This is a genomic window from Phormidium tenue FACHB-1052 (assembly GCF_014696675.1).
Taxonomy (GTDB): domain Bacteria; phylum Cyanobacteriota; class Cyanobacteriia; order Phormidesmidales; family Phormidesmidaceae; genus Nodosilinea; species Nodosilinea tenuis_A.
Genome location: NZ_JACJQN010000001.1, coordinates 288,344 through 301,989, shown reverse-complemented (window position 1 = coordinate 301,989; position 13,646 = coordinate 288,344). Strand labels below are relative to the sequence as shown.

General features: G+C 57.4%; 16 protein-coding genes. 5 read left to right on the top strand and 11 right to left on the bottom strand.

Annotated elements, in window-relative coordinates; genetic code table 11:
- Positions 1–237 precede the first annotated feature (237 nt).
- Positions 238–2,265, top strand: coding sequence for an elongation factor G (locus H6G07_RS01350; RefSeq protein WP_073606770.1), 2,028 nt, complete (start codon positions 238–240; stop codon positions 2,263–2,265).
- A gap of 184 nt (positions 2,266–2,449) precedes the next feature.
- On the opposite strand, the gene H6G07_RS01345 is transcribed toward H6G07_RS01350, so the two are convergent.
- The 3 genes from H6G07_RS01345 to H6G07_RS01335 all read right to left on the bottom strand — a co-directional run bounded on the left by H6G07_RS01345 (position 2,450) and on the right by H6G07_RS01335 (position 4,840).
- The gene (locus H6G07_RS01345) at positions 2,450–2,596 is read right to left on the bottom strand and encodes a hypothetical protein (protein WP_171972938.1); all 147 of its coding nucleotides are present in this window, start codon (positions 2,594–2,596) and stop codon (positions 2,450–2,452) included.
- Positions 2,597–2,756: 160 nt separating this feature from the next.
- Positions 2,757–3,614 carry a hypothetical protein gene (locus H6G07_RS01340; protein ID WP_242026571.1) on the bottom strand — a complete coding sequence of 286 codons (858 nt, stop codon included), beginning with the start codon at positions 3,612–3,614 and terminating at the stop codon, positions 2,757–2,759.
- Between the two features lie 164 nt (positions 3,615–3,778).
- Positions 3,779–4,840, bottom strand: coding sequence for a mannose-1-phosphate guanylyltransferase (locus H6G07_RS01335; protein WP_073606771.1), 1,062 nt, complete (start codon positions 4,838–4,840; stop codon positions 3,779–3,781).
- Positions 4,841–5,118: 278 nt separating this feature from the next.
- Between H6G07_RS01335 and H6G07_RS01330 the strand changes: the two genes are divergently transcribed.
- Together H6G07_RS01330 and H6G07_RS01325 are read left to right on the top strand one after the other, a co-directional pair.
- Positions 5,119–6,549 carry an LCP family protein gene (locus tag H6G07_RS01330; protein WP_073606772.1) on the top strand — a complete coding sequence of 477 codons (1,431 nt, stop codon included), beginning with the start codon at positions 5,119–5,121 and terminating at the stop codon, positions 6,547–6,549.
- A gap of 45 nt (positions 6,550–6,594) precedes the next feature.
- Positions 6,595–6,981: a DUF202 domain-containing protein gene (locus tag H6G07_RS01325; protein ID WP_073606773.1), complete on the top strand. Its 387-nt coding sequence runs from the start codon at positions 6,595–6,597 to the stop codon at positions 6,979–6,981.
- A gap of 7 nt (positions 6,982–6,988) precedes the next feature.
- Here the strand turns inward: H6G07_RS01325 and H6G07_RS01320 are convergent, their stop codons facing one another.
- On the bottom strand, positions 6,989–7,390 hold the full coding sequence (locus tag H6G07_RS01320; RefSeq protein WP_073606774.1) for a DUF202 domain-containing protein: 402 nt from the start codon (positions 7,388–7,390) through the stop codon (positions 6,989–6,991).
- A 217-nt stretch (positions 7,391–7,607) separates the two neighbouring features.
- Between H6G07_RS01320 and H6G07_RS01315 the strand changes: the two genes are divergently transcribed.
- Both H6G07_RS01315 and H6G07_RS01310 read left to right on the top strand, forming a co-directional pair.
- Entirely contained in the window at positions 7,608–8,009 is a 402-nt protein-coding gene (locus H6G07_RS01315; RefSeq protein WP_073606775.1) for a YidH family protein, read from the top strand.
- A gap of 342 nt (positions 8,010–8,351) precedes the next feature.
- Positions 8,352–8,723: a hypothetical protein gene (locus H6G07_RS01310; protein ID WP_073606776.1), complete on the top strand. Its 372-nt coding sequence runs from the start codon at positions 8,352–8,354 to the stop codon at positions 8,721–8,723.
- A 78-nt stretch (positions 8,724–8,801) separates the two neighbouring features.
- On the opposite strand, the gene H6G07_RS01305 is transcribed toward H6G07_RS01310, so the two are convergent.
- The 7 genes from H6G07_RS01305 to H6G07_RS01275 all read right to left on the bottom strand — a co-directional run bounded on the left by H6G07_RS01305 (position 8,802) and on the right by H6G07_RS01275 (position 13,582).
- Positions 8,802–9,209 (bottom strand): DUF4346 domain-containing protein, encoded by a 408-nt coding sequence (locus H6G07_RS01305; protein WP_073607052.1) that lies wholly within the window; start codon positions 9,207–9,209, stop codon positions 8,802–8,804.
- A gap of 135 nt (positions 9,210–9,344) precedes the next feature.
- Positions 9,345–10,544 (bottom strand): GNAT family N-acetyltransferase, encoded by a 1,200-nt coding sequence (locus H6G07_RS01300; RefSeq protein WP_073606777.1) that lies wholly within the window; start codon positions 10,542–10,544, stop codon positions 9,345–9,347.
- A 6-nt stretch (positions 10,545–10,550) separates the two neighbouring features.
- Positions 10,551–11,309, bottom strand: a complete 759-nt coding sequence (locus H6G07_RS01295; protein ID WP_242026569.1) for a RibD family protein — start codon at positions 11,307–11,309, stop codon at positions 10,551–10,553.
- Between the two features lie 24 nt (positions 11,310–11,333).
- On the bottom strand, positions 11,334–11,903 hold the full coding sequence (locus H6G07_RS01290) for a hypothetical protein (protein WP_073606778.1): 570 nt from the start codon (positions 11,901–11,903) through the stop codon (positions 11,334–11,336).
- Between the two features lie 214 nt (positions 11,904–12,117).
- Positions 12,118–12,570, bottom strand: a complete 453-nt coding sequence (locus H6G07_RS01285; protein WP_073607054.1) for a YraN family protein — start codon at positions 12,568–12,570, stop codon at positions 12,118–12,120.
- Positions 12,571–12,642: 72 nt separating this feature from the next.
- Positions 12,643–13,134 (bottom strand): YajQ family cyclic di-GMP-binding protein, encoded by a 492-nt coding sequence (locus tag H6G07_RS01280; protein ID WP_073606779.1) that lies wholly within the window; start codon positions 13,132–13,134, stop codon positions 12,643–12,645.
- A 31-nt stretch (positions 13,135–13,165) separates the two neighbouring features.
- Positions 13,166–13,582, bottom strand: a complete 417-nt coding sequence (locus H6G07_RS01275) for an MAPEG family protein (protein ID WP_199311837.1) — start codon at positions 13,580–13,582, stop codon at positions 13,166–13,168.
- Positions 13,583–13,646 lie beyond the last annotated feature (64 nt).

Sequence of the window (13,646 nt, the reverse complement as noted above, 5' to 3'; positions counted from 1 at the left end):
GGCTTAGAGAACAGCCTTAGACCCTTGACCTTAAACCCTAAGAATCTACTGTTACAGATCGACAAAACTAGGCACAAAACTTCAACAGGTGAACTTTCTAGAACCTGATCAAGCAGGGAGTTAAGGTCGCGTTAATCTGGGGTTAGACACAGCTGAGTCACTTCATATCACGCTCGTCACGCCTTCAAGCTATAGGCTTTTCTCTACATGCCATCGCACCATGGCAAGGAGTTTATTATGGCTCAAAACGTCCTTTCAGGCCGACGTAATGTAGCGCTGGTCGGCACCTATTCCAGCGGCAAAACAACTCTTTTAGAGAGCATTATGTCTGTCACTGGGGCCACAACTCGCAAGGGCAGCGTCGATGAGGGCAACACCCTCGGCGATAGCTCCCCGGAGGCCCGCACCCGCCACATGACCGTAGAACTCAATGCCGCCAGTACTCAGTACGGCGGCATTTGTTTTACGTTTGTCGATTGCCCCGGCTCGGTGGAGCTGCAGCAGGAAACTAACCATGCCCTGATGGGGGTCGATGCGGCGATCGTGGTCTGCGAAGCCGACCCCAACAAAGTGCTCACCCTCTCGCCCCTGCTGCAATTTTTAGATACCTGGGAAATTCCCCACCTGATCTGGATCAACAAGCTCGATCGCGCCAACGGCACCTTTGCTGAAGTGCTGGCGGCCCTGCGTCAGATCTCTTCCCGACCCGTGATTCCCCAGCAGTACCCAATTCGTCAAAACCACGAGTTAGTGGGCTTTATTGATCTCGTTACCGAACAAGCCTTCCACTACCATCCCGGCGCTCCCGCTGACCCCGTGCCGCTGCCCGCCGCACTGCAAGCCGAGGAACAGATCGCCCGCGCTGAAATGCTGGAAGCCCTAGCTGACTATGACGATCATCTATTAGAAGAACTGCTGGAGGATATTGCGCCCCCCGAAGAGGAAATTTTCCGTGACCTGAGAATGGAGCTGGGAGCCGACCTCATCGTTCCGGTATTCATCGGTGTGGCCCTGAATGACTACGGCGTGCGGCCCCTGCTCAATGCCCTGGTGAAGGAAGCCCCGGCCCCAGATGTCACCTGCGAAAAGCGGGGCATCACCTGCGAGACCGACACTCTAGCCCAGGTGCTCAAAACCTATTACACCCCCCAGGGCGGCAAGCTCTCCCTGGTGCGGGTCTGGTGTGGCGAACTCAAGGATGGGGATAGCCTGAACGGCGATCGCATGGGCGGCCTCTACGACCTGACGGGCACCCAGCAAAACAGCCTCACCAGAGCAGAGGCTGGTCGCATTGTCGCCGTTGCCCGCCTGGAGGGGGCTCAAACCGGCGATACCCTGACAACCGGCACCCTTAAAACTCTGCTGCCCAAAGCTCCAGTCATTGAGCCGGTCTATGCCCTGGCCATCACCTCCGTCAAGCGCAGCGATGAGGTTAAACTCAGCGCCGCCCTCACCAAGCTGCTCGAAGAAGACCCCTCGCTCTTTTGGGAGCAGCACGGCGATACCCACGAGGTGATTCTCTGGGGGCAGGGGGATGTGCACTTAAATTTGGCGATCGATCGCCTCAGCCGCAAGTACAACTTACCCATGTCCACCCACCTGCCCCAGGTGCCCTACAAAGAAACTATCCGTCAGGCCAAAGAAGCCGTCCACGGACGCTATAAGCACCAGAGCGGCGGCCATGGTCAGTTTGGTGACGTTTACCTGTCCATTCAGCCGCTGCCGCGCGGCGATGGCTTTGCCTTTAGCGATACCATTGTGGGCGGCGTGGTGCCCAAGCAGTACATCCCCAGTGTCGAGACCGGCGTGCGCGAATACCTTGACCACGGCCCCCTAGGCTTTCCGGTGGTGGATGTGGCGGTGACGCTAACCAACGGCTCCTACCACAATGTCGACAGCTCCGACAACGCCTTTAAACAGGCGGCCCGCATCGCTATGCAAGAGGGCTTGGCGGCTTGCACCCCTACCTTGCTCGAACCCATTGACCTGGTAGAAATTTCGGTGCCTAGCAGCTATACCTCCAACGTGCTGAAGCTGATCACCGGCAGACGCGGGCAAATTCTGGGCTACGAGGCCAAAGCCGACTGGCCCGGCTGGGATGTGGTCACTGGCCACCTGCCCCAGGCCGAAATGCAGACCATGATCTTGGAACTGCGGTCGCTGACCATGGGCGTCGGCTTTTTCAAGTGGACCTACGACCACCTCGACCCGGTGCCGGAGAAACTCACCGAGCGCATTTTGGCGAGTACGGGGAGCGATCGCTAAACCCTGACTCTACCTAAAAAATCCCCTGGGTTAAATGCCTTCATAGAGGCACCCCAGGGGATTTTGATGGAATTCAGCTAGCTTTCAAGCGGTTGAATGATGAAGACACTGGCGCGATCGCGGCCTCAAACAGTTGGCCTGACCTGGGCAACAGGAGCTTCAGCGATCGGCTCAGCAAATAACCCTAGTTGGTGCGCTGACGCTTTTGCAGCGCCTCCAGCATCTGCTGCTTGACGGCTTCAGCCCAGAGGCTGAAGTCTTCTCGGTTTTCTAAAGCGTTGCGGGCTGAAGAGGAGGCAGAGGTCGATTGCGAGGTTTTTAGGGTGGTCATGGGGCTATACAGAGTTGCTAATATCCTTGATATAGCAAATTTGCCAAGGTGCCAGCCACGCCATTATGCGCCCTCTGCATTGGCCTGCTTGAGACCTGCATAGCGCCCGGCGATCGCGCAGCCTCCTCCACGGAAATCGCGCAAGTTTGTGTTGATTCCCTTAGAATTTTTCGGCTTCGGCGAGGGCCATGGCCTTATTGGCGGTGTAGAGCTGCACCCGATCTTGGGCAATGGGATAGCGCTCGTCCTCAGGCGGTACCTCAGACATCAGATCGGCCGCCCGCTGCCAGCGCACCGCCAGATCTAGCCAGGCGGCAGCGGTGGTAGCCGATTTACCATCTGCCGATGACTGCTCAGCAATGCGCACCGCCAGCACAAAGGGATCCTGCCCTGTGGGCACTGCTGGAGCCGGGGTTGGAGTTGGTTCGCTGGGGGGGGTGGCCTGCGACCCCAGCGGCAGGTCAACGCCCAGCCAGTCTTTAGTCGCCCATCCCACCAGCAGCAGCAGCAGCGCCAGACTGGCACCGCCCACTAACCCGCGCCAGAAAGCGCTGCGGCTTGAGGCCGGCTTTCTTTTGTATACATCATCCAAGAACGGGTTGCGCTGGCGAGGAGAGCGCAGGTCACGCCACAGCCGGGCTACCGGGTTGGGCTGTTTGAGCACAATTGGCTCTGACCAGAGCAGGCTGTTTTTGGGGTCACGTTTAATTTCGTCTAGCCACAGTAGCTGCTGCTCTTGCACGATGCGGCTGTTGATATTTACCCGATTGATACCTCGGGGGCTAATCGATTCCAGCACGTGGCGCACTTGGTCAACCACTGTCTCCCGAGGCAGGGCATCGGCGCTGGGGGCCTCAACCAGCAGCTGCAAAATGCCGCTGTCTTGAATGGCGCGGGTGCGAATGCCCTCGTCAGCAAAGTGATCATTCAAAATTTGAATGATGGCGGCTACACTCCCCTGGCGGGCCTGAAAGTCGATGTCGTCGATGGTTGGATGCATGATTCCAAGCTGCCGCATGCCACGGAGTTCCGCAGCACAGCGCAGGTATAAACGGCTGATCCCGAAATTATATCAACCGCTGTCCAACCTGGAACGTTCTCTCTAAAGGCACAGGATCCCTGGGCAACTTTCTCTAAGCTGCATCCGGTGTAGGGAAGTCCGTGGCCGTTAGCGCTCAGGGTTTATAGCAGGTGCTGAAAACGGTTTTCTGCACCGATCTGCTTCACCGCTGCCTTAATGTCCTGAGTACGATCCTTGCGCACAATTAGAGTGGCGTTGCCGTCGCGCACAATCACCACATCTTCTAGGCCAATGGTGACAATGACCTCATCGGGGTCGGCGGAGTAAACAATGCTGCCTTCGGTATCGAGGGCAACGTGGGTGGCTAAATCGACGTTTTTCTCGCCGGGCTGCTTCAGCAGGCGCTCTACCGCATTCCAGTCGCCTAGGTCATCCCAGCCAAAGGTGACGGGCATAACCTGGGCGCGATCGGTGTGCTCCATGACGGCGTAGTCAATGCTGAGCTTATCTAGGCTGGGGTAGGCGTCAACCCCGTCAGCGATCAGAGCCTGCATCAGAGCGGGGGCGTGGGTTTTTAGCTCGTTGACCATCACCCCGGCAGGGAAGATGAACATACCGCTGTTCCAGCTAAAGCGACCGCTGTCAATGAAGGTTTGGGCGGTGGGGGCGTCGGGCTTTTCGGTGAAGCGGCTAACGGTGTAGGCGTTGAGGCTGCCGTAGGCGCCGGTGGCCTCTCCTTGTTCGATGTAGCCGTAGCCGGTGGCGGGGTAGGTGGGGGTAATGCCAAGGGTGGCGATCGCCCCCTGACTCGCGGCCAGCTCCGCCGCTGCGGTTAGGGTCTGGCAAAACGCGGCTTCGTCAGCAATCCAGTGGTCAGCTGGGAAAAACCCCACTAGGGCGTCATCGCCGTAGCGCTGGGCGACCTCCAGGGTGCCCCAGGCCACCGCCGGAGCGGTATCGCGACCCACTGGCTCGACCAGCAGATTGGCTGCGGGTAGTTCAGGCAGCTGTTCACGTACCCGCTCGGCCAGGTGAGCGGCGGTAATCACCCACATATTTCCCCAGCCGTTTGCCAGGGGGAGCAGGCGATCGGCGGTGGCTTGCAGCAGGCTGCGATCACTGCCGTCTAGACACAAAAACTGTTTGGGGCGGGCCAATCGGCTCACCGGCCAAAACCGCTCGCCCTTTCCTCCCGCCAAAATAATAGGAATTAGCGCCGCCATAAAAATTTCCCCTAGACGTTTAAGTCATAACGGCGGCCTCGCAGCCACTCGCATAAGTGGCTCAATCCTATCCTTTGGGATGGGATTTCAGAGCAAAATTCGCTTAATATTGATTAACACATTAACCTGCTGCGAAGTTTTAGTGGGGTGTTGGGGGGTGTCCCCGATCCTGCCTGTGAGTGGTGGAAGTTGGGTCTAAAACCCATGCTGAGGCTACATCGGCCAGTTGTGGCAGGGGCTATGGTGGTAGGGCGTCGCAGCAAGTTAAGCAGGTATTCATGACAACCCCTTTGCAGAACGTCGACTCTACAGAAAGCCGATCTTCCGACGCTGAACAGGCAGAGGAGGCAGCTTCAGACAGTCAGCCAACCGAGTCTGCCCCCTTTGCCGATGAATCATCTGCTGGGGTGGCTCGCCGCCTGATCAAGTCGCTGCTGTGGGGAAGCCTGTTTGTGGGGACGGCGGCGGCTTCGGCTGTGGTGGGGGCGGCGATCGCCCTCACGGTGCCCTTACCCGGCTTTATGGGCGGCAACGCCAACCGCGCCGCTAACTTTGGCGATCTGTGGCAGGCGGGTTTTCGCTATCAGGTGACCCGCCCGGTCAACATTCTGGTGATGGGCATTGACGAGGTGCCCAACGCCCAGCCCAACTCCGCAGACACCTTTGCGGGGCGAACCGATACGCTGCTGCTGGTGCGGGTCGATGCCGAAGCCGGCACCCTCAATGTCATGTCTATCCCCCGCGATACCCGCGTGCAAATTCCGGGCTTTGGGATGGACAAAATTAACCAGGCCAACGTGTTGGGTGGCCCAGAATTGGTAGCTCAAACCGTAGGCTACAACCTGGGCAACCTTCAGATCGATCGCTATGTGCGCATCAACACCAGCGCCTTCCGGGAAATGGTTGACCTGGTTGGGGGCATTGAGGTCAATGTGCCCACCCGCATGGAATACACCGATCGCACCCAGGGCCTCTATATCGATCTGTATCCCGGCTGGCAAACCCTCAATGGCGACCAAGCCGAGCAGTTTGCTCGCTACCGCAAAGACAGCGGCGATATTGGCCGAGTGCAGCGCCAGCAAATGCTGCTAAAGGCGCTGCGGGAGCGGTTGACTAACCCCACTGTGCTGACCAAGCTGCCCCAGGCGCTGCGGGTGATGGAGCGCTACGTCGACACCAACCTCACCCTGGAGGAAATGCTGGCGATCGCCAACTTCGGCCTCGACATGGAGTCTAACCAGCTGCAAATGGTGATGTTGCCCGGTCGATTTAGCACCCCAGCCGAGTTTAATGCCAGCTACTGGCTCCCCAACTGGGAAGCCTCGGCCACCATTATGCAAAACTTTTTTCAGGCTGAAGGGGTGAGCATCTACGCCGACAATTCCCAGGGCAACTATGTGGCTGATCTGTCTATTGCAGTGCAAAATGCCTCTGGCCAGCCCGATCAGGCCGCCTCGGTCGCCGACTACCTGCGCGAGAACGGCTTTAGCAATGTCTACATTATCGACGACTTATCAATCACCATGGCTCGCACCGAAGTTGTGGCTCAGCGCGGCGATGTCGACAGTGCCCGTACGGTCGAGTCATTGCTAGGAGTAGGGCTGGCTCTGTCTGAGTCAACCGGTGACCTCAACTCTGACATTACGATTCGGGTGGGGCAAGACTGGGTTGAGCAGGCCAGCCAACTGTCAGAGACCCAGCCCCAGTAATCGGTTGGATGGCACCTCGTTTTCGTTAGTAGCTCTGGCCTATCCATGTCGAGCCGTTACCAGGCCCAGGATGATCTGGCCCGCGATCGCAACCGCTTAGCCGCCGATCGCTCCCTGCTGTCCTTTGTGCGCAACAGCCTTACGCTGATTGGTCTAGGTTTGGGGCTAGAGCAAATCTTGGCGGCGCTTAGTGCCCATCATGGTGACCGTAATATTGACGGGTGGGCCTATGGCCTCAGCCTGGTGTATGTCGGTCTGGGGGTGCTGAGCCTGGGGTTTGCGATCGCCGACTGTCAGGCTGAAAGGGCTCGCCTGCGATCGCCCCACTATCGATACCAGCCCCGTCACTCTTTGGCAGCCGCTACGGGGTTAGCCATTTTTGCGACCGGTGTTCTGGCCTTGGGCTGGCTGGGGTTTGACCTGTTGGGGTAAGAAACGGCTATGGCAGCCCTAGCGATACCCCTAACCCTGCGATTGCTACCAGCACAATGGCGACCACCGCCCACCGATTCAGCGTTTTAATCGATAGCAGCACGTCGCCCCGTTGCTCGAGGGTGCTGAGAGTCAGCCGATGCTGCACCAGTGCCAACCCCAGCAGCAATAGACCTAGGCTCACAAACCCCAGGCCCACCAGGGCAGGGTTTGGGCTGGCTATGATAGCTACCGATGCCGCTTGCCGCCGCAGGCTATGGGCAATCTGCTCGTAAGCCACTCCAAACCCAATCAAGCCCAGGCAGATTCTAGTCCAGGCGTTGAGGGTACGTTCGGCAGCGGCGCGATTGCGTTCCCGAGCGAGCTCGTTGGTCGTGTTTACCAGAGGAGGTAGGGGAGCATCACTCATGGGTGAATTTTCCAGTGGGAGCGATCGGTTGCAGGTTGAAAGGTTGAGCGTTTGAAACGGGCAGTGCAAACATCAGAATCATGCTCGCCGCTGATTTTATCCCTGGGATAGGGTAACCCCACAGCACTAGACAGTGATTCAGGCTCAAGAGTAAGCCAACCTGATCGTAGGATAGTTTCGCTAGCCCGATTGCCTGTCTACCCTTGCTGGTGCTGCCATGAGTGTGTCTACCCCAGAGCCTAACCCAGCCACAGAACTGGCCAAAGAGCGCAATCGTGCCGCCGAAGAACGCACTCTAATGGCCTGGATTCGCACGGCCTTGGCCCTAATTGGCTTCGGCTTCGGGATCGAGCGCATTGTGGCGGCCATTCACCAAACGTTGGGGGACGCGGTAAACCCCCTGCGGTTAACCCGTGTTTTAGGCCTATCCTTCGTGGCCTTGGGTACGTTTGCCCTGTTGGGCGCAGCCCTCGACCATAACCACCAGCTCCAGCGTATTCAGCGCAACGACTTAGTCTACCGATCGCGGCGGTCTCCAGCCCTGGTCGTGGCCTACATTTTGGCTGGGCTAGGAGCGATCGCCTTTGTAGGCATTTTAATTAGTCCCCTAGTGCCTTAACGGCAACTTAGGCTACTCAGCGCACGGCCACAAACCCAGTAGACTGCCAACAATAAACCACCGCTAAGAAGCGCGAGACGGCTTGGAAAAATCATTTTTTCCCCGAATAAAAAAGCCATCTACTGGCCCAAATTATTTATGAGTCAGGTGTAACAATCTCGGCAAATATGTTTACAAAGCCAGACATTTCTTAGCCGCTTTTCAGATTACTAAGGCTGCCTTAGAGCGGGTGTGAATATCACAGCAACCCTTGCGAATAAAGGTTAAATGATTCAGGAGACCCAATGTGATCTATTACCTTGAGTCTAGGATGGGAGGGGAAAATTAAAAACCAGGCGTCACATGGACTCTATGCAAACCCAGGTCACTCTTCTGACAAATAAGATTGACGCCCTGCATCACATGATTGATCAGGTCAACGAGCAGGTCGCAGCCCTGATCGCGACCCAGGCCTGCTCGGTTACCCCCGGCGAGCCAGGCATCAGTCGCTTTGCCTACGGCAATGCCCCTCGCCACAGCCCCAGCATGTTAGACAGCGTGTGCGAGCACAAAGATATTTTGCTAGACAGCAGCTACCTCGATCTAGACCGCCAAAGCACCGAAACTAATTTTTCTCAAGACGTACAAATTCAGCGACTAACGGCTCAGCTCACAGCCGCGTACAACCGCATTGCAGCGCTCGAAGAGCAGCTATTAGCCTCTAGAGTTCATTAGCTAAACTCGTGAAATGGCAGCAAGGGCAATCTAGACATAGAGCCGATACCCTTCACTGGATAGCCTCGCCCCATAGGCTCAGTCTTGAATATAGGATTCGCCAGCGCTGAGAGCTGCCTCGGCCCGCATAAATTCGCGCCCTAAGTAGGCTGCATGATCGAGATAGGTGATCGGGCAGGGACGAGCTGGATCTTCAAAAATAGCAATACAGAGTTCTTTGGCGGTGCGACCGCTGTAGGTGCAGGTTGGTACACGCTCTACAGGGCCACGCACGGGCAAGGGTTTGCCAGTAGCGGGGTCACAGGCCAGCCCTTTGTCGTTGATGATGTTGGCAAAGTGCTTGGCGCAAATTAGCCCCTGCTCCAGGTCTAAATAAATTAGAAAATAGCCTGCCGGGTCTAGCTCAATGTAGCGCTTCGAGAGCTGGTCGTCGAGGGCCTGGCGCTGGGCTTTGTCGATGGGTTGGGTGCTAGGGGGTAGAGTCATCGTGGGTGAGGCCATTGCGATCGCGGCCTGGCATTACAACATTAGGACTCTCTATGGTAGCGTGAGCTGCCGCCCCAGTTCTCTACTAAGCAAGTCAGCCTTCGATGCTCATAGATCGGCTGCGTTAGTTTAGCTCTACGCTTCAGGGTCAGGACTGTCTCCCGGCAGCAGTTTGAGCGGTAGCTCGGCGTTGATAGCGTCAATTTCCTGCTGCTCGAGCTCGTTGACCTCAGCGATGTAGCGGGTCAGCAGCGTTTTCATGCGCGGTGCATAGAACCGGTGCAGGCTATAGTTGCCCAGGGCCGGAAAGCCCCGCCGTTTTTTGTGGCGGCCCCCGGCCCCAGGGTCAAAGAGGGTAATGTCGTTAGCGATCGCCCACTCGATCGGCGCGTAGTAACAGGCGTTAAAGTGCAGATTGTTCATCTCCATCGTTGAGCCCCAGTAGCGACCGTAGAGGCGATCGCCCTTGGTCAGGCAAAACGACATGCCCACTGGGTTGCTATCGTCTTCGCTATAGGCGGCAAAAAACACCATGCGGTGGCGGTAGTCGTGGTGCAGCAGGTGAAAGAATTTGCGGCTTAGGTACTTGCTGCCCCACCAGCCAAACTTGTCGCAGGTGTCGGCGTAAAAGTCGTACATTTGGTCGCACAAGGAATTACTGATGGCATCTCCGGCGATCGCCTCCAGACGCAGGCCCGCCGTCGCCATCGACTTGCGCTCGCGCTTGATGTTGCGGCGCTGGTTGGCGTTAAACATGCCCAGGTAGTCGTCAAAGTCTTTGAAGCCTTGGTTCTGCCACACGTAGCTGTGGTGCAACCATTCCGCAAAACCTAGCTGGGTCATGGTGGCCCGCCACTCGGGGTCGACGTAGAGAAAGTGGCAGCCGGAGATATTGTTGCGATCGCAAAACCCGTCAATTACTTCTACCATGGCCCGAGTCACGATTGCTTCGTCAGCGTCGGGGGCAATCAAAAACCGATAGCCCTCCGTCGGGGTAAAGGGCGCCATGCCCAGCAGTTTGGGATAGTACTCTACCCCCAGACGCTCAGCCAAATCGGCCCACTGGTGGTCAAATACAAATTCGCCCCGGCTGTGGCCCTTGAGGTACATGGGGGCTGCCCCGACCAGGGTTTTACCCTGCCAGAGAGCCAGATGGCAGGGCAACCAGCCCGCATTGGCCCCCACGCTGCCCGATCGCTCCATGTTGTGCAGCCAGCTCCACTCCAGAAACGGTGTGACTAGGGGCTGGGCCAGTTCGTCCCATACGGCCTCGGGAATCTCATCAATGGAGCGCAGCCAGGTGGCGGTCAGCGACGGCACAGAGGGATAGCCCATGGAAGATTAGTCAGTAGGAGAGGGATGGTTATTCTCCAGGGTAAAGGAATTTCCAGCCCCTTGCAGTGGGGGCAGAACCCGATAGTGCAAAAACACCTCCCCTGCCACCGCTCGATGGGAGAGCAACTGGAGCTGGGGGGCGATCGCCGACAAAAAACCGGCTCCATCTACCGGGGTCGGGGCCGTTGCGCCCCCCAAAATCAGCGGACACACCGTTATGAAAATGTCATGGACGCAGTGGTGGCCCAGGAGCTCTGCCACCAGCCCGCCCCCGCCTAGGAGGGCCAGATGGTGAATGCCCGCCGCTTTCAACTGGGCTAAAATCCAAGGCCAATCCCAGGGCTGGGTTTTGGCTTCGGGCACTGTCCAAATGTGCTCGAACAGTCCCGTTTCTGCCCAACGCTGAGCCCCAGCGACCGTCGTGACTAACCCCCTCGGTACCGGCTGCTGAAAGTACCGAAACTTGGGGTCGAGATTGCCCGAGGGCGACCAGACAATCTGCACGGGTTGGTTCGGTTGGTGTCGCTGTCGCCGCTGGGCCAAAAGGTCTGGGTTGCGCACGCTCAAGGTGGTGCCGTAGGCCCGCAGGGTGCCCCCCCCAAACAGCACCCCGTCCGCTGCTGCCACTTTTTCCTCGAGGTGAGCCAGGTCGGCCGCTGAGGAAAACCGGGCGGCACTGCGCTGGGCATCGGCAATTTTGCCGTCCAGGCTCATGGCCAGCACCAGGGTGATGTGGGGCAGGGTTGGGTTGGGGGCAATCGCCAAGGGTCAGGGCTAGGAAGCGTACCTCTAGTTTACCGAGGCCTCTAAGACCGCAGGCTGGCCTTCACCTAAATCCCAACTGCTGTGGCATTTCCAGCTTTGATTGGTCAACTGCTGATAAAACCGCATTTCCCACTGGGTGGGAGTTTTCCAGTCAATGGCTGCTTTCGCCTGGGTGACTATGGCCTTATTGTCTTTGCGGTTAGGACCATAGGCCAGGGGTAGACCCAGCTCGTCCTGAATGCGGAGCGGCATTTTGCGGGTGGGCGACTTCACGGTGCAGGCAAAATTTACCATCACCTGCTTCAGCCAGGGAGAAGTAATCGCCAGACCACTCCAGTCGGGTTTAGCCACCAGGCCCTCTAGGGTCACGACCGGAGTCGGGCGCGCTTTGAGGCCGCGGTTGTAGGCGCGATCGAGGCTCCGGGTATAGATCGGGGCCGCGCCAGATTGTTCTTCAAAGCCTTCGATTAGCAAGCAACAGGCATCTGGGCCTTGCTGAAGGGGTGCTGCTGTCTCTCTGTGCTCCGCTAAGAACCGCTTGATCTGCTCGGCTAGGCTTCCGGTCGGGCAGACATAAATTGCAAACTTGGTCATAGGGCATTCCCAGAGAAACAGCGAACTGGGAAGTATGGTAGGCGACCTGCTCTAGCCCACTGGCTGGATGCAGACGCTAGGGATAGAGGCAGGACAACGACTATACCTCTACATAGCAGCTTAGACTATGAATGCCTGAATGCTGCCAACAGGGCGTTATTATTTAATTAAGAATTGCCTTGGTTGAGGCCGCAGTTGTTTAACCCTGCGGTTCTCAGCGATCGGTTCCGTCAAACGCATTTTCGATATAGTCTTGTAGCACCAGATAGCGGGCATCATCTACAGGCAGGTGCTTGGCTGGGTTGGTTGGCGGTTGCTGACCACTGCGGCATGCCACTAGGGCCACGTCAAAGCGGCAGGTGGCTTCTGCCCACTGGGGATGCTTGAGCAGGTAGAGCTGGGCCGCTTTCCACAGTTTGGCCTGCTTGCTGCGGGTAATGGCTATGAGGCCATAGGCATCCCAGTTGCCCTGGCTGCGAGTTTTGACTTCGACAAAGGCAAGCTGACCGCAGGCGTTAGCGGCTCCTTGGGCCATCACCAGATCCAGCTCGCCCCAGCGGCAGTGCCACTGGCGATCGCACTGTCGCCATCCCTGGGTCGCCAGCCAGTTGGCCGCTAGAGTTTCCCCTAAGGTGCCCAGTTCGGTTTTGCTGAGTTCGGCGGTCATGGCAGGATTTTCCCAGGGCAGCATTCTTTAGCGTGCCCAAGGGGTGAGGGGCGATCGCCCTACCCATGGTTTCTACCGATAGTTGGTAAACTGCACCGCCACGGGCCAGTCTTCCTGCTTCACTAGCTGCATCGCCTGTTGCAGGTCATCCTTAGACTTGCCGGTCACCCGCACCGCATCCCCTTGAATTGCAGCGGTTACCTTTTTGAGGTTGTCGCGGATCAGCTTGGTGATTTGTTTACCCATCTCCTGCTCAATGCCCTTTTTCAGGGTGATGGTCTGGCGTACGCGGGTGCCGCTGGCCGCTTCCACATCACCAAACTCAAAGATCTTGAGGGAAAGATTGCGCTTGGCTGCTTTCTGATACAACAAATCTTTGACCGCGTCTAGGGTCATGTCACTGGCAGTTTCAATGGTGATGGTGTTGTCTGCCAGGTCAATGGTGGTCTTGGTGTCTTTCAGGTCGTAACGGCTAATTACATCCCGCCGGGTCTGGTCGAGGGCGTTGACCAGTTCCTGGCGATCGAAATCGCTGACGATATCAAAGGAAAAGCTAGAAGCCATAGGTACCGTTGAGTATCTGCGTACCAACAGATTACATCAAGGCCGACCGACAGCTCAAGACATAGAGGGTGAAGGTGCTCAGGTTGGCGACCCCAAACATCAGCGATCGCCCAATTGGCACATTCAAAATGTACGCCACTGGGTACAGGGTGCGGGCAGTCAGGTAGGCGATCGCAGCCCCCAACGCCAGTCCCGACTGCTGTTGGGTGACATAGGCCATCAGCGCCGCCGGGGCGAACAAAATCATCGATTCAAAGGCATTTTCATGGGCCCAGGTAGCCCGCTGTGCGTAGGGGGGCAATTTAGCCAGCATGGCCCGAGGGGCGGCCTGGTCATAGCCCACCGCAAACCGTCCGTAGCCCACCACAAAGAAGGGCAGATAAACCAGCAACGCCGCCAGCCCAATACTAACCAGCAAAAAACCTGGCATAGCGATCAAAGATGCCATAAATTACTCCTCGCTAATTTTTTGCTGTGGGGAACACATGAGACATTAGCGGGTTGGCAAGTGA